Genomic DNA, 17,644 nt, shown 5'->3' on the forward strand with positions numbered 1-17,644 from the left:
CCGTGTCGTGACCACGACCACCACCGGCGCCGTGACCGGCACCCCCGTGGACCTCGGCGCACCGCTGCGCGGTGCCGACCTCCAGCGTGCGGCATCCCCGCTCCCGGTGCTCGTCGGCCCCGCCGTCCGGGACCGGCTCGACCGCGGCCGCGAGTTCCTGCGCACCGTGCTCGCCGACGACGCGCGGCCCGTCTACGGCGCCAAGACCGGGTTCGGGGCCCTCATCGGCTTCGCCGGCCGCGCCGACGAGGCCGACCAGTGCGACAACACCCTGGCCCACCTCGGCGCGGGCCAGGGGCCCGACCTGCCCGCCGACATCGCCCGCGCCGCGCTGCTGGTGCGGACGTGGTCGCTGGCCCAGGGGCTCTCCGGCGTCTCGCCGCACGTCGTGGACGGCCTCGCCGCGATGTTCGCCACCACCTTCGTGCCGGCGATCCCCCGGTACGGCTCGGTCGGCGCGAGCGGCGACCTCATCCCGCTCGCCTACGCGACCCAGGCCCTGCGCGGCCGGGGCCACGCCTACGTCGACGGCGAGCGGTTGCCCGCCGACGAGGCCCTGCGCCGCACCGGGCTCACCCCGCTCACCCTCGACGGGCGCGACGCGCTGGCGCTCGTCAACGGCACGTCGGTCACGACCGCCGCCCTGGCCCTCGCGCTCGACGACGTGCGCGCCTCGCACCGCGCCGTGCAGGACCTCACCTGCCTGCTCGCGGACGTCCTCGGGTGCGACCCCGGTTTCCTCGACCCACGCCTGATCACCGCGTACGGCCACCCCGGCGCGACCGCCGTCGCCGACCACATGCGCGGCGTGCTGGCCGGCACCGTCCCGAGCGGCGCCCGTTCCCTCCAGGAGCCCTACAGCATCCGGTGCTCCCCGCAGCTGATCGGCGCGGTCGAGGACGCGCTGCGCTACGTGGACGGCGTCGTGGCCGCCGACCTGGCCGGTGTCAGCGACAACCCGCTGTTCTTCCCCGAGGACGACCTCGTCGCGCACGGCGGCAACTTCTTCGGCCAGCCGGCCGCGATCGCCGCCGACGTGCTGGCCGCGGTGACCGCGTCGCTGGGCAACCTGGCCGAGCGGCAGCTGGACCTGCTCGTCGACCCGGTCCGCAACACCGGGCTGCCGCCGATGCTGGCGGCGGGCCCCGGGCAGCAGCACGGGCTCCAGGGCGTGCAGCTCGCCACGACCGCGTTCGTCGCCGAGATCCGCCGCGCCGCCCTGCCCGCCGGCACCCAGAGCCTGCCGACGAACCTGCACAACCAGGACGTCGTGCCGTTCGGCACCCAGGCCGCGCTGCGCGCCTACGACGTGGCCGGGCTGCTCCGGCTGCTGTGCGGTTCGCTCGCGCTGGGGCTGCGGCAGGCCGTGCACGTGGGTGGCAGGCGGCCTACCGCGCCCCGGTGCGCCGCGCTGCTCGACGCGCTGGCCGACGCGATCCCGCCGGTCGACCCGGACCGCCCGCTGGACGCGGACGTCCGTCTCGCCGCCGACCTGGTCACCGGGTTCCGGTGCTGATCTCCGGTTCCGGGTCGGTCAGGCTCGGGGTGTGGCTGGGCCTGGAAGTGGGGGCGGGGGCGGTGACGGGCGCGGGGCCTGGTGCGAGGTCTCCGGGATCGGCCGCCGGCAGCCGCAGCGTGAAGCGGGCGCCCTGGCCCGGGTGCCCGGTCGCCTCGACCGTGCCCCCGTGGCCGGTCACCACCTCCCGCAGCAGCGCGAGCCCCAGCCCGAAGCGCAGCTCCGACCCGCCTGTCCCACCTGCCCTGCCTGTCTTGCCCACCCCATCTGCCCTGCCCGCCCAGCCCGCCTTGCCCACCCCGCCTGCCCTGCTCGTCCAGCCCGCCTTGCCCGCCTTGACCGCTCCACCCGCTCCCCGGTGGAACCGCTCGAACAGCCGATCCGCCTCGGCCTGGTCGAACCCCTCCCCGGTGTCCGAGACGGTCAGCTCGACGTGCCCGTCCCGCCCCCGCCCCAACCGCACGTCGATCCGCCCACCCGCCGGGGTGTGGCGCACCGCGTTCGCCAGCAGCTCGTCGACCGCGCGCCGCAACGCGGTCTCCACACCCGTCACCACCAGCGGCCCGGCGGGTCGCTCGACGGCCAGCGCGATCCGCCGTTCGCCGGCCCGCTCGCCCTCCGCCGCCACCGCGGCCTCCGCCAGCGCGGCCAGGTCGACCGCCCGGCCGTCGAGGCCCGCCGACTCGCCGCCCAACCGCGCCGACAGCAGCAGGTCGTCGACCACGTCCCCGAGCCCGCGGATCGAACCGGCGAGCTTGTCCAGGCCGGCGCGGTGGTCGTCGGGCAGGTGGGCCGCCGCGGCGCGGCGCACCAGCAGCTGCACCCGCGTGTGCGCCCGCGCGATCGGCGTCCGCAGCTCGTGGCTCGCGTCGGTGACGAACCGCCGCTGCCTGGCCAGCGCCTCCGCCAGCGGCGCGACCGCGCGCCGGCCCACCATCAGCCCCGTCACGACCGCCGCGACCAGGCCGCAGAACTCCGCGATCGCCAGCGCCAGCAGCAGGTGCCGCCGGTCGGCGAGCTGGTAGCGGGTGTCGAACACCGCCTGCACCGCACCGTCCTCGGCGCCCGGCCGCGTGAGCACCAGGTACCTGGTGCCGTTGCGGGTGACGGTGCGCTCGATCTCCCGGCGCGAGGCCCGCACCGCGTCGAGGTCGCCGCGCAGCGGGAACCCCCGGGGCACCCGCAGCACCCCGTCGTCGACCACGTCGCCCGCGAGGGTGAACAGCCACGTGCAGCCCGGTGGTGTGGCCGGTGTCCCGTACGAGGCGCTGTACCGCAGCTCGCGCGCCACCTGCGCGTCCTGGGTGTGCGTCATGACGGCGTAGGCGATGCCGCCGACGAACGCGACCAGCACGGTGATCGCCAGGGCCACCAGCACGCCGACCCGCAGGCGCGTCCGCCGGAGCACCACGCGTTCCGCCTCGGCCCACGAACGGCTCACAACGCCCCCAAGCGGTAGCCGAGCCCCGGCACGGTGTGCACCACCGAACGGTCGATCTTGTTCCGCAGGTAGTACACGTATGTGTCCACAATGGACTGGGCGGGCGCGTCGTGGAACACCCGCCGCCGCAGCGAGGCCCGCGTGTGCACGGTGCCCGGGTGGGTCGCGAGCACCCGCAGCAGCGCGAACTCCCGGGCCGTGAGCGGCACCCGCCCGCCGTCGGGCAGCACCACCTCGCGCTGCCGGACGTCCAGGTGCCCGGCCCCGATCCGCAGCACGTCGGTCAGCTCCAGCGCGCGCCGGCACAGCGCCCGCAGCCGCGCGCTCAGCTCGTCCAGGTCGAACGGCTTGACCAGGTAGTCGTCGGCGCCCGCGTCGAGCCCGTCGATCCGGTCGTGCACGGTGCCCAGCGCGGTCAGCACCAGCGCCCGCGCCCGCACGGACCGCGCCCGCAGCCGCACCAGCAGGTCCAGCCCGTCCATGGCGGGCAACCCGCGGTCGATGACCACGACGTCGTAGGGGCGGGTGAGCCCGAGGTGCAGCCCGCGCTGCCCGTCCGTGGCCACGTCCACGGCGTAGCCCTCGTCGGTCAGGGCGCCGGAGAGCAACTCCACGAGCTCGTGGTCGTCCTCGACCAGGAGCAGTCGGAAGCGGTCGATCGGCGAGGTCCCGATGGCGCCCTGCACCCCATCAGAATCCCATTTCCCCGTGGTCCGTCAACGTGACGGACCCACCTGCCCCCGGTGGTTGATCAGGGAGCGGCAACGCGGGTATCGCCGTTGCGCGACTACGCCTATCGGCCGTGCGGCCGACAGGCGTCGGACAGTTTCTCCCGCTCACGAGACGTCCGGAGATCCGAAGATCCAGCGGATTCGCGACCGTCCCCGGTGGACCGACGGCCGCATCGACAGCTCGGCGACAGCTCCGGTGACGGTTCCGGTGACGGGTCCGCGGGCGGAACCGGTACGGTTCCTCGCACGGTTCCCGGCTCCGCGGTGTGGCGCGGCCCGGCCGACCGGCGGCTGTTCGCGCACCGGCCGGCGTGGAGCCGGCACCGCCACCGCCGGGTCGGCCCACGCCGCCACCACGGTCACCGACCTCGGCCGACCGGTCGGCGCGCGCTCGGCGAACGCCACCGGGATCAACCGCGCCGGCGTCGTGTCCGGCTCCGCGTCCTACGAGGACAGCGGCACCCGCGCGGTCCGGTTCAACGTGGAAGGCACCACCACCGACCTCGGCCTGATCACCGGCTACAGCGACAGCTTCGCCCTGGCCGTGGACGACAACGGCGTGGTCGGCGGCGTGTCGGGCGACACCCGCGGACCGAGCCGCGTGGTGCGCTGGGTCGTGGGCTGAACCGGTCGGGTGGCGGCCCGCATCGCCACCCCGACCCCGGCCTCCGGCCCGCACGGGCACGGGTCAGCGGGCCGTCGCCGGTTCGAGCCGGGTGTTCGGGAACGACCCGTCGCCGAAGAGCAGGCGGGCGGCGGCGGCCCGGCCGAGCGGCGTGCGCAGCGCGGTGAAAGCCGCCTCGGTGGTGGCGGGGCCGCGCAGCCGGGAGAGGCCGCGGCGCAGCAGGAGCCGGAGGCGGAAGCGGGCGCGCAGGGCCCGCCCGTCGTAGTGGCGGAGCACCGAGGGGTCGCCGGTGCGCAGGTAGTCGGCGGTGACGGCGGCGGCCAGGTCCGCCATGCGCAGGCACGGGTCCAGGCCGCCGGCGGTCAGGGGTGAGACCGCGCCCGCCGCGTCGCCCACCAGCAGGCCGTCGGGGCAGGCGATCCGGCGCAGGACGCCGCCCACCGGGATGGGGCCGCCGCGGCGGTGGAGCGGGCCGGTCGGGACCGGCGGGTCCGGGAACCCGGCGCGGAACTCGCGCAGCAGCCGGGGGAGCGGCGCGGCCAGCCGGTCGGGGAGCCCGGCCAGGCCGAGGTGCGCCTGCCGGCCGTCGTCGACGAGCCAGGCCAGGTAGCCGGGGGCCAGGCGGGGGTCCAGCACGCAGTGGAACGTCGGGGTCGAGGTGGTGGCGACCGGGAAGACCTCCTCGACGCCGGTGATCAGGTGCCGGTTGACGTCCAGGCCCAGCCGGCGGGCGACGGTCGAGCGGGCCCCGTCGGCACCGATGGTGAAGCGCGCCTCGACGCCCCGCACGGGGTAGGGGGTGCCGAGTCGCACCCGCGCCCCCGCCTGTTCGGCCCGGGACCGGGCCTCCGCGTAGACGCCGGCCATGTCGGCCACCCGGAACTCGTCGCGGGGGCTGGTCAGCTCGACCGGCGCGCGCAGCGACGGCGGGTAGAGCAGGACGCGCCGCACGGCGGGGCCCAGGTGCCGCTCCGGCAGCGGGAAGTCCTCCAGCGTTCGCCGGACGAAGATGCCGGTGGTCCGGATGCCGACGTCCAGGTGGCGGCGGCGGTCGCACACGAGGACGTCCAGGCCCCGGGACGCCAGCAGGCGCGCCGTCTCCAGCCCGGCGAGCCCCGCGCCGACCACCACCACGTCCACGGTTTCCACAACGGCGCAACGTAGTGCGGCCGGCGCGGGAACGGTCCCGTCACCACCACACCTCCACCGGACCTCCACGGCTCCTCCACCGGAGCCGACGGGGTCGGGCGCCGACCGGTTCAGGCGCCGACGTAGGCCGCCAGGTGCTCGCCGGTGAGGGTGGAGCGGGCGGCGACCAGGTCGGCCGGGGTGCCCTCGAAGACGACCCGGCCGCCGTCGTGGCCGGCGCCGGGACCCAGGTCGATGATCCAGTCGGCGTGGGCCATCACCGCCTGGTGGTGCTCGACGACGATGACCGACTTGCCGGCGTCGACGAGCCGGTCCAGCAGGCCCAGCAGCTGCTCCACGTCGGCGAGGTGCAGGCCGGAGGTCGGCTCGTCCAGGACGTAGACGCCGCCCTTCTCGCCCATGTGGGTCGCCAGCTTGAGCCGCTGCCGCTCGCCGCCGGAGAGGGTGGTGAGCGGCTGGCCGAGGGTGAGGTAGCCCAGCCCGACGTCGACCAGCCTGGTGAGGACGGCGTGCGCGGCGGGGACGCGGGCCTCGCCGGCGCCGAAGAACTCCTCGGCCTCGCCCACCGACAGGGCGAGCACCTCGCTGATGTCGCGGCCGCCGAGGTGGTGGACGAGCACCGAGGAGTCGAACCGCCTGCCCTCGCACTCGTCGCAGGTGGTGGCGACGCCGGCCATCATCGCCAGGTCGGTGTGCACGACGCCCGCGCCGTTGCAGTTCGGGCAGGCGCCCTCGGAGTTGGCGCTGAACAGCGCCGGCTTCACGCCGTTGGCCTTGGCGAACGCCTTGCGGATCGGTTCGAGCAGACCGGTGTAGGTGGCCGGGTTGCTGCGCCGCGAGCCCTTGATGGGCGCCTGGTCGACCGACACGACGCCCGCGGCGGCGGGGATGGAGCCGTGGACCAGCGAGCTCTTGCCGGAGCCCGCGACACCGGTGACCACGCAGAGCACCCCGAGCGGGACGTCCACGTCCACGTCGCGGAGGTTGTGCGTCGACGCGCCGCGGATCTCCAGCGCGCCGGTGGGCCGGCGCACCGACGCCTTGAGGGAGGACCGGTCGTCGAAGTGGCGGCCGGTGGTGGTGTCGCTCGCCCGCAGCTCCTCCACCGTGCCTCGGAAGCAGATGGCGCCGCCCGCCGAGCCCGCGCCGGGACCGAGGTCGACGACGTGGTCGGCGATCGCGATGACCTCCGGCTTGTGCTCCACGACGAGCACCGTGTTGCCCTTGTCCCGCAGTCGCAGCAGCAGGTCGTTCATCCGCTGGATGTCGTGCGGGTGCAGGCCCGCGGTGGGCTCGTCGAAGACGTAGGTGGTGTCGGTGAGCGAGGAGCCCAGGTGGCGGATCATCTTCACGCGCTGCGCCTCGCCGCCCGACAGCGTGCCCGCCGGCCGCTCCAGCGAGAGGTAGCCCAGCCCGATCTCCACGAACGAGTCGAGGGTGCGCCCCAGGGTGGTGAGCAGCGGGGCCACCGACGGCTCGGCCAGGCCGCGGACCCAGTCGGCCAGGTCGCTGATCTGCATCCGGCAGGCGTCGGCGATGCCGATCCCGCCGATCCGGGAGGAGCGGGCCTCCTCGCTGAGCCGCGTGCCGTCGCACTCCGGGCAGGTGCTGAAGGTGACCGCCCGGTCGACGAACGCCCGGACGTGCGGCTGCATCGCCTCCCGGTCCTTGGCCAGGAACGACTTCCTGATCCGGGGGATCAGCCCCTCGTAGGTGAGGTTGACGCCCTCGACCTTGACCTTGATCGGCTCGTGGTGCAGGAAGTCCCGCATCTCCTTCTCGGTGAACTCCCGGATCGGCTTGTTCGGGTCCAGCAGGCCCGACTCGGCGTAGGTCCGCACGGTCCACCAGCTGTCGGACTTCCAGCCGGGGATGGTGAACGCGCCCTCGGCGATCGACCTGGAGTCGTCGTAGAGCTGGCTCAGGTCGATGTCGGAGACCGCGCCCCGGCCCTCGCAGCGCGTGCACATGCCGCCGACGCGGGTGAACGTCGCCTTCACCGCCTTGGTGGCCGCGCCCCGCTCGACGGTGATCGCGCCGCTGGCCCGGACCGTGGCCACGTTGAAGGAGAACGCGTTGGGCGAGCCGATGTGCGGCTGCCCGAGCCGGCTGAACAGGATGCGCAGCATCGCGTTCGCGTCGGTGGCGGTGCCGACGGTGGAGCGGGGGTCGGCGCCCATCCGCTGCTGGTCGATGACGATCGCGGTGGTCAGCCCTTCGAGCACGTCCACGTCGGGCCGCGCCGGCGTCGGCATGAACCCCTGCACGAACGCGCTGTAGGTCTCGTTGATCATCCGCTGCGACTCGGCGGCGATGGTGCCGAACACCAGCGAGCTCTTGCCCGAGCCCGAGACGCCGGTGAACACCGTCAGCCTGCGCTTGGGGATCTCGACGCTGATGTCCTTGAGGTTGTTCACGCGCGCGCCGTGCACGCGGATCAGCTCGTGGCTGTCGGCGACGTGCCGCGCGGACGAGCGCGCGGACGACCGGGTGTCCGTCATGGCGGTCACCCTAGGCGCCGGTGGCCGGCCCGCGCTTCTCGGTTCCTGACCGATCGGCTGCCTGGTCGCGACGGCGGCCCGGTCGGCGGGCGCGGCGCGGGTCGTGGTGTCCGACACCGCGCCCGAACTCCTGGCCGCGGCCCGCGCGCTGGGCGCCGACGAGGTGCGCGACCTCGGCGCCGGTGACGTGCCGCACGTCACCCCCGGCGCCGACCGGGCAGCGCCGCGTCGGCGTAGCGGCGGGCCAGGTGCGCGCAGGCGTCCCCGAGCTCCGCCGGGCCGACGACCTCGAAGTCCGCGTCGAACCTGCCGACGGCGGCGGCCAGGCCGGGCCACGACCACGAGCCCAGGACGAGCCGGCACCGGTCCGGGCCGAGCTCCTCGACGACCCCGTCCCGGGTGTGGCGGGACACGGCCGCGGCGGGCAGGTCGAGGATCACCTCGCCGCGGCAGGGCCAGTCGCCCGAGCCGTCCGAGCCCCGGAACCTGCCGGTGACGAAGGTGGCCACCTCACCGCCGGGCAGGTCGCGCGGGGTGAAGCGGGGACCGGTGGGCACGCGCGGGGTGATCCGGTCGGCGCGGAAGGTGCGCCAGTCCTCCCGGTCGAGGTCCCAGGCGACCAGGTACCAGCGCCCGCCCCGGGTGATGAGGTGGTGCGGCTGTGCCCGGCGCGGGGGCCGCGTGCCGTCGTCGTCCGGGTCTCCCGGGGACGCGTAGTCGAAGCGCAGCACCTCGCGGGCCTGGACGGCGGCGCTGAGCGCCACGAGCACGGCGCCGTCGACCTGCGGTTCCGGTCGGGTCGCGGGCGGCTCGACGGCGGTGATCCGGAGGGTGTCGACGCGGTGGCGCAGCCGGGCGGGCATGACCTGCCGGACGGTGGCCAGCGCGCGGGCCGCGGCCTCCCCGAGGTCGGCGCCGGTCGTGGCGGCGACCTGGAGCGCGACGGCGAGCGCCACGGCCTGCTCGTCGTCGAACAGCAGCGGGGGCAGTTCCGCGCCGGCGTCGAGCCGGTACCCGCCGTCGGGGCCCTTGGTGGCCACGACGGGGTAGCCGAGCTCGCGCAGGCGGTCGACGTCGCGGCGCACGGTGCGCGGGCTGATGTCCAGCCGCTGCGCCAGCAGCGCCCCCGGCCAGTCCCGGCGCGCCTGGAGGAGCGAGAGCAACGAGAGCAGTCGCGCTGAGGTCTTCGGCACGACCTCATGATGCCGGGAGAAGAGGACGGGAACTGACCGCTATCGGTGCGAGGGTGACGCCGTGCCGAACTCCACGACCACCCCGTCCCGCTCGATCCCGACGCCGGACGGGGGTATCCGGTGACGGTCCTGGACCGCCGGGCGCTCAACCGCGCGACGCTCGCCCGGCAGCTGCTGCTCGACCGCGCCGACCTGCCGGTCCTCGACGCCGTGGCGCACCTGTGCGGGTTGCAGGCGCAGGAGCCGCAGGAGCCGTTCGTGGGGCTGTGGTCGCGGTTGCGCGGGTTCGACCCGGGGGTGCTCTCGGACCTGCTGACCGGGCGGCGGGTGGTGCGGACGCACCTCATGCGCCGGACCGTGCACCTCCTCGCCGCCGAGGACGTCCTGGCGTGGCGGGCACGCCACGACGCCATGCTGCGGCAGCGGGTGCTGGGGGTCTACCGCCGTGAGCTGGACGGGGTGGACCTGGAGGAGCTGGCGGCGGCGGGCCGGGAGGTGATGGCCGACGGTCGGCCCCGCTCGATGGGTGAGCTGGCCCGCGCGGTGGCCGAGCGCCGGCCGGGGGTGGGGACGCGGGCGCTGGGGGAGATGCTGGTGGCGGCCCTGATCCCGGTGGTGCAGCTGCCGCCGCGCGGGGTGTGGCGCGCCAAGGGGGGTGTGCGCAACGCCCTGCTCTCCTCGTGGTTGGGGCGCGAGGTCGACCCGCTGGCTGCGGATGGCCGCGATCCGGGCGGCGCGGGGCCGGCCGGTGCGGGGCCGGCCGGCACGGGGGCGGCCGGCACGGGGGCGGCCGGCACGGGTCCGGCTGCCGGAGATCCGACCGGCACCGACCCGGTCGGCCGCGAGCTGGTGCGCCGCTACCTCGCCGCCTTCGGCCCCGCCGCGACCGCCGACCTGCGCGCCTGGTGCGGCCTGACCGGGCTGCCCGCCGCGGTGGCCGCCGTCCGCGAGGAGCTGGTCCGCTTCCGCGACGAGCGCGGCCGGGAGCTGCTGGACCTGCCCGACGCCCCTCGCCCCGACCCCGACACCCCGGCCCCGGTCCGGTTCCTGCCCGCCTTCGACAACGCGATCCTGGGCTACCACGACCGCGACCGGATCATCGACCACGCCCACCGCGGCCTCTCCGTCGCCGGCCACCGCGTCGTCCTGGTCGACGGCCGGGTCGCCGCGACCTGGACCACCGAGGCGGGCACCGTGGTCGTCACGCCGCTGCACCCCCTGCCCCGAACCGACCGCACCGCCGTCGCCGACCAGGGGCGGGAGCTGGCGCTGTTCCTGACCGACGGCGACAGCGACCGCGTCCGGATCGCCACCGCCTAGCGGGGCGGTCCAGGGGGTGCATCAGGTCCCGATCGACCGCTCCACCACCGCTCCCGCTCTGCCAGACTGGACCGGCCTGCGCCCACCAGGCGGCCAGGCCACCTCACCGCACCGGGAAGGAAGCGCCATGGCAAGGATCCTGCGGATGCTGCCGGTCCTCGCGCTCGCGATCGGCACGGCCCTGCTCGTCCCGGCGATCCCGGCCGCCGCCGACGAGGCCGTGTCGACCGACGGGTTCACCTGGAGCAACGGGTTCACCTGGAGCAACGGGTTCACCTGGAGCAACGGCCACATCGGGACGAACGGGTACACCTGGAGCAACTGATCGACCGGCGGGCCCGGCTCGACGACCTGCCGAGCCGGGCCACCGCACCGCACCCCTAGGCGATGCCGGCCGCGATCAGCTGCTGCCAGATCACCCCCTGGTCGACGACCTCGACCCCGAGCTTCTCGGCCTTGGTGAGCTTGCTCGCGCCCACGTCCGCGCCGGTGATCAGGTAGTCGGTGTTCGCGGAGACCGAGGTCGCGGTGGTCGCGCCCGCCTTCTGGCACAGCCGCTGGAAGGTGGGGCGGGGCACCTTCTCGCCGGAGCGCGGGTCGCTGATCGAACCGGTGACCACCACGGTCTTGTCCGCCAGCGGCGCGTCCGAGGCGACGACGGGCGGGAGGTCCTCCTCGCGCACGTCCAGCGACACCCCGCGCTCCCGCAGCCGCTCCAGCTCCGGCCGCAGGCGGGTCAGGTGCTCGACCAGCGAGGCGGCGACCTTGGGCCCGATGTCCTCGACCTCCACGAGCCGTTCCTCGCCCGCGTCGGCGACCTCCTCCAGCGAGCCGAAGCCCGCGCGGCACAGCCGGGCCGCCGTGCCCTCCGAGGCCATCGGGATCGCCAGCCCGATCAGCGCGCGGCGCAGCCCCACGGCCCGGCTCGCGGCGATCGAGTCGATCATGCGCGTGGCCGAGACCTCGCCGATGCGCTCGAACTCCAGCAGCTGCTCCTTGGTCAGCGTGTAGAGGTCCGACGGGTTCTCCAGCAACCCGACCTCGGCCAGCCGCTCGATCCACACCGGACCGACGGCCTCGATGTCCGCCGCCGCTCGGGACGCCCAGTGGATCAGCCGCCGCACGGTCTGGGCCGGGCAGGCGACGTTGGTGCAGAACAGCTCGCGGCTGTTGCCCTGCTCGGTCAGACCGTGCCCGCACGACGGGCACGCGTCGGGCGGCACGATCTCCCGCTCCTCGCCCGTGCGCTTGGACTCGTCCAGCACCCCGGCGACGAACGGGATCACGTCGCCGGCCCGGCGGACCAGCACCGTGTCGCCGATCCGGATGCCGCGCGCCCGGATGACCTCCTGGTTGGCCAGCGTCGCGCGGGTGACCGTGGTGCCGCCCACGAACACCGGCTCCAGGTGCGCCACCGGGGCGATCTTGCCGGTCTTGCCGACGTCCCAGACCACATCGGACAGCACGGTCGTCTTCTCCTCGGCGGCGAACTTGAACGCCAGCGCGCCGCGCGGGGAGTTCGACCGCGTCCCGGCCGCCGCGAAGGCGGACCGGTCGGCCAGCCGCAGCACCGCGCCGTCCAGGTCGAAGTCCAGGTCGTTGCGCCCCTGCTCGATGCCGGTGATCACCTCCTGCGCCTCCTCCGCGCTGCCGCAGTGGCGCATCTCGGCGACGTCGAACCCGAGCGTCCGCAACCCCTGCTCCAGGTCGGCCGCGGCGGTGTCGCCGGAGGTGTCCAGGTCGAAGGCGAAGAACCGCAGCTCCCGCCCGGCGACCGTGGCCGGGTCCTTCGCGCGCAGCGTGCCCGCGGCGGCGTTGCGCGGGTTGATCAGCGGCTTGTCCACGTGCACGGTGTTGTAGGCGGCGAACGTGGACCGCAGCATGACCGCCTCGCCGCGCACCTCGACCCGGCCCGGCACGTCGACCCGCGCCGGCACCCCGTCGGTCAGCGCCCGCACCAGCACGGTCACGTCCTCGCCGGTCGTGCCGTCCCCCCGGGTGACCGCCCGCGCCAGCCGCCCGTCCTCGTAGACCAGCGCCAGCGACAGCCCGTCCAGCTTCGGCATCACCACCACCGGCTGACCGGGGAAGCGGTCGAAGAACGCGGCGACCTGCTCGGGCCTGGTCGCCTTCTCCAGCGACAGCATGGGGCGCGAGTGCCGGACCGGCGCGTGCAGCACCGCCGGCGCGCCCACCTGCTCCAGCGGGTTCGGGTCGGGCGCCAGCTCCGGGTTGGCCTCGACCAGCCCCCGCAGCTCGTCCTCGATCGCGTCGTACTCCGCGTCCGCCACCTGCGGCGAACCCCGGTAGTACGCGTCGCGCAGCACCACGACCCGGTCGGCGAGTTCCCGAATGCGCTCCTGAACGTCCACGGCGGGGACGCTACCGGCCCGCACCGACGACGTCCCGCACCCCGGCCGGATCTCCGCGGACACGGTCGGGCGGGGCGGGACCGCCGGAGGGGTGTCGCCACCCCTCCGGGACGGTCAGTCGCCCAGCGGGTTGAGCAGGTCCGCCTTGCCGTCGAAGGCGAACAGCAGGAGGTCGGTCATCCGGAACGTCCGGCGGTCCGGGCCGAGCGTGGGCCGCCACGACGGCTCGCGCACGATGGACGTCCGGCTGCCCTCCATCGCCCGGTGGAACACCTCGGCCACGATCCGGCCGCCGACCGGTCCGAGCAGGCCGCCGGTGAACTCCGCCTCCCGCAGCACGTAGAACCACAGCGGGGTGGCGGTGGCGACGGCGTCCTTCTGCCCGTCGGTCAGCGCGTCCAGGGACGCGCCCCCGTTGCCGACCAGGACCTGCTCCGCGGTCAGCGGCTCGACGCCCAGGCACTCCGCCATCTGCTGCCCGCTCGCCAGCCGGACCATGCTCGCCCGGGTCAGGTTGCGGAAGGCGAGGTTGCGCTGGATCTCCTCGAACACCGTCCCGCGCCCGCCGAAGGTGCCGGCGGGCAGCTGGTCCAGCGGGTTCACCAGCAGGGAGTCGATCCGCATGGTGACGTTGCCGCCGCCGGCGGGCGGCGCCAGGTCCGGCCGGTCGGCCTCGGTGAAGTCGTACAGCCTGCGGAAGTCCGCGATCCAGTTGGTGGGCAGCGCGTCGACGCTCTCGTGGTGCGGGTTGTCCAGGTCGGCCAGCGACGACCCGGGGTCGAAGTTGCCGGAGGTCCCGCTGAACACGAACAGCAGGCGCAGCGTCGCCGGGATGCCGGTGCCCGTGTTGAACACCCGGTTCCACTCGTACTGCGACCGGATCATGCTGTGGCCCAACCGGTACGCGGCCACCGCGAACTCCAGCGGCATCGTCGGGTGCGGGCCCACCGGCCGCCGCCCCCGGCGGGGCGCCTCGAAGAACCGCCTGCCGCGGGTGAACACGTCGTCCACGATCGCCGGGTCCACGATCCGGGGCAGGAGGTCGTGGCGCAGCACCCACTGGTAGTGCCGCACCACCTGGCCGCGCGCCGCCTCGAACAGCCGCCGCCCGGTCAGGCCGCGCAGTGCGAGTTCGTCGACCACCCGGTTGTGGAACCTGATGAACGCCAGGTGCGTCTGCGCCACGGCCAGGTTCTCGTCGTTGCGCGGGTCCGGGATCAGCGGGCGCCTGCGGTCCTCCTCGGTCAGCCCGCCCTGCCCGAACCGGGGCAGGTCGAAGCCCTCCACCGGCCGGGAGACCAGCTCGTCGTCGGCCGGTGGGCCCACGGGCGAGGTCGTGCCGACCTTCAGCTTGACCCGGTCAGCGGCGTAGCACACCCGGTCGATCGGGTCGTCCGGGCCGCGCCCGTAGACCGAGTCGAGGTCGAGCGCCGGCGAGCGGCCCTGCACCAGCTCGTCGAGGGTCACGTCCTCGCCGAGCCGGGTCTCGGTCCGGTCCATCGTCAGGTCGTGGTCGACGAACTGGCCGAGGTAGGTGAACCCCGCCGGCACCGGCGGGTCGGCGGACTCCGGCTGCCCGCCCGCCGCGGTCATCGCGGTCGCCAGCGCCACCCGGGTCCCCTCGTCGAGCGGGGGACCCTCCGGCCCCATCCGGGAGAAGCGGAACCGGCGCAGCTCCTCGGCCGCGGCCGGGTGGCGCGTGCGCGCCACGCCGTCGCGGTCGAATTCGATCACCCCTTCGCCGACGACGAAGAAGCTGTTCCTGCCGTGCTGTTTCATAGACCCCCCCGAGTCCGTGAGAAGTGCCCCCGACCAGAGCGGGAGCGGGGCGGTCGCACCCCCTGTGGACGCCCTCGTCCCACATGTACCAGCAAATGGTGATCGACCGCAGGGTGATCCGCATTTCCCCGGTCCCTTTTCAGTCCACCCCGCCGGGAAATCCCGTCTCGTCGGTGTGCCGGGAATAGTGCCGGCGGTGCCCACCGCGCACCGCACGCGCCCGTGCGGAGGCACCCGCGCGGGCGGCGACCGAGACGATCGAGGTGGCCGCGGTGGCCTGGTCGGCCGGCCCCCGCCCCGCTCGGCGGCCTGCTCCGCGCACGGCGCCCCACCCGTACTTCCCCTATCGACGCCAGGAGGTTTTCGCGCGTGTCAACCCGAACCCGGTCTGACCGCCGAAATAGGGTCAGCGCGCTGTTCGGCACAACAAAAGCACCGGTCGCGGTGCGGCGAACGGGTGCACGGTTCGGGGTGTTGTAACACCCGATGTGCCGCGGTCGACTTCCGGAATGGCGAATTGCCGCTGATGCGACAGCGCTCGCACGGTGAACTGCCGGTGGCATCTGAGGGGTGGCTCGTCATGACGACGCGGTACGTGCGGTTGAGCTCGGGACCGGCGGGGACGTTCCTGCGGTTGTTCGCGGTGGTGCTGGCCACGCTGGGGCTGATCGTGGTGGTCAACGGCGTCGTGCCGCGCGTCGCGGTGGCCGCGCCCTGCGACGCGCCGGTGGTGAACCGGGTGGCGTGCGAGAACACGAAGCCGGGGGCCGACGGCTGGCAGGTCGCCTACCGAGACCCGTCGATCGTCGGCTACTCGACCGACATCAGCGCGGTGCCGGGCGGCCGGGTCGATTTCAAGGTGCTCACCAACGCCTCCGCCTATCGCCTGGACGTCTACCGGTTGGGTTATTACGCGGGCAAGGGCGCGCGGTTCGTCGGATCGGTGTCGCGGAATTCGGCGCAGCAACAACCGGCGTGCCTCCGCGACGGCCCCTCGGCGCTGATCGACTGCGGGAACTGGGCTGTTTCGGTGAGCTGGGACGTGCCGGTGGACGCGGTCTCGGGCGTTTACTACGCGCGGGCGCACCGCGACGACACGGGCGCGGAGAACGAGATCGTGTTCGTGGTCCGCGACGACACGAGCACCTCGGACGTCCTGTTCCAGACCTCCGACGCGACGTGGGCGGCGTACAACCGGTACGGCGGCAACAGCCTGTACTTCGGCGACGGTCCGGGGCAGGGTGGTCAGGCGTACAAGGTGAGCTACAACCGCCCCTACACCGGCGGCGACGGGGACGACAACTTCATCTTCAACGCCGAGTACCCGATGCTGCGGTTCCTGGAGCGCAACGGCTACGACCTGAGCTACACCACCGACGTGGACTCGGCGCGGCGCGGGCACCTCATCAGGAACCACCGGGTGTTCATGGCGGTGGGCCACGACGAGTACTGGTCCAACGAGCAGCGCGCCAACGTGGAGGCGGCCCGCGCGGCGGGGGTGCACCTGGCGTTCCTGACCGGCAACGAGATCTTCTGGAAGACCCGCTGGGAACCCTCCGCGGACGCCTCCCACACCGACTGGCGCACCCTGACCTGCTACAAGGAGACCAAGGGCGCGCAGGACGACGGGCTGGACGACTGGACCGGCACCTGGCGCGACCCGCGCCACAGCCCGCCGCAGGACGGCGGCCGACCGGAGAACGCGTTGCTGGGCAACATCTTCACCGTCTCCGGTCGCCGCGAGGACTCGCTCCAGGTGCCCGCCGCGTACGGGAAGATGCGGCTGTGGCGGCACACCGACCTCCAGGACATGGTCGCCGGCTCCACCCACACGTTCCGGCCCGGCACCCTCGGCTACGAGTGGAACACGGTGCCGGACAACGGGTTCCAGCCCGCCGGCGTGGCGCGGATGTCGCGGACCACGGTCCAGCTCAACGGCGCCTACGTGCTGAAGAACCACGGCGACCAGTACGGCTCCGGCACCGAGACCCACGCGATCACCTACTACCGGCACCCGAGCGGGTCGCTGGTGTTCGGCGCGGGCACCGTGCAGTGGGCGTGGGGCGTGGACGACGAGCACGCCTTCCTCACCAACACCCCCACCTCCGACGTCCGGATGCAGCAGGCCACGGTCAACTTCCTGGCCGACATGGGCGTGGCCGCCACGACCCTCCAGGCGAACCTGGTCCAGGCGACCGGCGTCACCGACGCGCAGCCGCCGGCGGTCGCCTACACCAGCGTGTCCCCGCTCTCCGCGGTCGGCACGCCGTACACGTTCTCCGGCACGGTGACCGACGCGGCCGGCCGGGTCGCCGGGGTCGAGGTGTCCACCGACGGCGGCGCCCGCTGGCACCCAGCGAACTGGCAGGCCGGCCAGGGCACGTGGTCCCACACCTACACGCCCACGGCCTCCGGGCAGGCGCAGCTGCGGGTGCGCGCGGTGGACGACTCGCTGAACCTGTCCGCCCCGGTGGCCGCCTCGGTCGGCGTGTCCCCGCGGACGTGCCCGTGCGGCCTGTGGACGACGGCCGACACACCGGCCGCGCCCGACAACGCGGACGGCACCCCGCTGGAGCTGGGCGTGAAGTGGCGCGCGGGCGTCGACGGCCAGGTGCACGGCGTCCGGTTCTACAAGGGGGCCGGCAACACCGGCACCCACACCGGCTCGCTGTGGTCGGCCGCCGGCCAGCGGCTGGCCACCGGCACGTTCACCGGGGAGACCGCGAGCGGCTGGCAGGTGCTGACCTTCACGACGCCCGTGGCGGTCACCGCGAACACCACCTACGTGGTCTCCTACTTCTCGCCCGCCGGCCGTTACGCGGCGGACAAGGAGTACTTCAGCCGCGAGTCCCGGTACCTGGAACCGCTCACCGGCCTGCGGTCCGGCGTGGACGGCCCCAACGGCATGTACCGCCTGGGCGCCGGCTTCCCGGACCGGACCTACCAGGGCAGCAACTACTGGGTCGACGTGGCGTGGTCGCCCGTGCCGTGAGCCACGGGTGGGCGAAACGGACGAG

12 protein-coding genes are annotated in these 17,644 nt (G+C 74.4%); 5 read left to right on the forward strand and 7 right to left on the reverse strand.

From position 1 onward, the window contains the following. Positions 1-7 precede the first annotated feature (7 nt). A complete protein-coding gene (locus Q5530_RS17500; RefSeq protein WP_415363485.1) occupies positions 8-1,516 on the forward strand; it encodes an aromatic amino acid ammonia-lyase in 1,509 nt (502 codons plus the stop codon). On the opposite strand, the gene Q5530_RS17505 is transcribed toward Q5530_RS17500, so the two are convergent. Both Q5530_RS17505 and Q5530_RS17510 read right to left on the reverse strand, forming a co-directional pair. Continuing rightward, a complete protein-coding gene (locus Q5530_RS17505) occupies positions 1,497-2,957 on the reverse strand; it encodes a sensor histidine kinase (protein WP_415363488.1) in 1,461 nt (486 codons plus the stop codon). The genes Q5530_RS17500 and Q5530_RS17505 overlap by 20 nt on opposite strands. After that, positions 2,954-3,601, reverse strand: coding sequence for a response regulator transcription factor (locus Q5530_RS17510; protein ID WP_415363663.1), 648 nt, complete (start codon positions 3,599-3,601; stop codon positions 2,954-2,956). The genes Q5530_RS17505 and Q5530_RS17510 overlap by 4 nt, the downstream gene beginning before the upstream one ends. Before the next feature lie 295 nt (positions 3,602-3,896). Between Q5530_RS17510 and Q5530_RS17515 the strand changes: the two genes are divergently transcribed. After that, positions 3,897-4,313, forward strand: coding sequence for a hypothetical protein (locus Q5530_RS17515; RefSeq protein WP_415363490.1), 417 nt, complete (start codon positions 3,897-3,899; stop codon positions 4,311-4,313). A 63-nt stretch (positions 4,314-4,376) separates the two neighbouring features. Here Q5530_RS17515 and Q5530_RS17520 read toward each other — a convergent pair whose 3' ends face one another. From Q5530_RS17520 to Q5530_RS17530, 3 genes are all read right to left on the reverse strand, one after another. Further along, positions 4,377-5,462, reverse strand: coding sequence for an NAD(P)/FAD-dependent oxidoreductase (locus tag Q5530_RS17520; protein WP_415363492.1), 1,086 nt, complete (start codon positions 5,460-5,462; stop codon positions 4,377-4,379). A 110-nt stretch (positions 5,463-5,572) separates the two neighbouring features. Beyond that, positions 5,573-7,963: an ATP-binding cassette domain-containing protein gene (locus Q5530_RS17525; RefSeq protein WP_415363494.1), complete on the reverse strand. Its 2,391-nt coding sequence runs from the start codon at positions 7,961-7,963 to the stop codon at positions 5,573-5,575. A 197-nt stretch (positions 7,964-8,160) separates the two neighbouring features. Continuing rightward, positions 8,161-9,156, reverse strand: a complete 996-nt coding sequence (locus tag Q5530_RS17530) for a helix-turn-helix transcriptional regulator (RefSeq protein ID WP_415363497.1) — start codon at positions 9,154-9,156, stop codon at positions 8,161-8,163. A gap of 120 nt (positions 9,157-9,276) precedes the next feature. On the opposite strand from Q5530_RS17530, the gene Q5530_RS17535 reads away from it, so the two are divergent. Both Q5530_RS17535 and Q5530_RS17540 read left to right on the forward strand, forming a co-directional pair. Beyond that, complete coding sequence (locus Q5530_RS17535; RefSeq protein ID WP_415363499.1) at positions 9,277-10,476, forward strand: winged helix DNA-binding domain-containing protein; 1,200 nt, start codon at positions 9,277-9,279, stop codon at positions 10,474-10,476. A gap of 127 nt (positions 10,477-10,603) precedes the next feature. Next, positions 10,604-10,801, forward strand: coding sequence for a hypothetical protein (locus tag Q5530_RS17540; RefSeq protein WP_415363502.1), 198 nt, complete (start codon positions 10,604-10,606; stop codon positions 10,799-10,801). A 55-nt stretch (positions 10,802-10,856) separates the two neighbouring features. On the opposite strand, the gene ligA is transcribed toward Q5530_RS17540, so the two are convergent. Together ligA and Q5530_RS17550 are read right to left on the reverse strand one after the other, a co-directional pair. Beyond that, positions 10,857-12,848 (reverse strand): NAD-dependent DNA ligase LigA, encoded by a 1,992-nt coding sequence (gene ligA, locus Q5530_RS17545; protein WP_415363504.1) that lies wholly within the window; start codon positions 12,846-12,848, stop codon positions 10,857-10,859. Between the two features lie 114 nt (positions 12,849-12,962). Beyond that, positions 12,963-14,627: a peroxidase family protein gene (locus Q5530_RS17550; RefSeq protein ID WP_415363507.1), complete on the reverse strand. Its 1,665-nt coding sequence runs from the start codon at positions 14,625-14,627 to the stop codon at positions 12,963-12,965. 580 nt (positions 14,628-15,207) lie between these two features. Between Q5530_RS17550 and Q5530_RS17555 the strand changes: the two genes are divergently transcribed. Then, positions 15,208-17,619, forward strand: a complete 2,412-nt coding sequence (locus Q5530_RS17555) for a N,N-dimethylformamidase beta subunit family domain-containing protein (RefSeq protein WP_415363509.1) — start codon at positions 15,208-15,210, stop codon at positions 17,617-17,619. The last annotated feature ends 25 nt before the right edge of the window (positions 17,620-17,644 follow it).

It is taken from the genome of Saccharothrix sp. BKS2, from assembly GCF_047689505.1.
GTDB lineage: Bacteria > Actinomycetota > Actinomycetes > Mycobacteriales > Pseudonocardiaceae > Actinosynnema > Actinosynnema lopnurensis.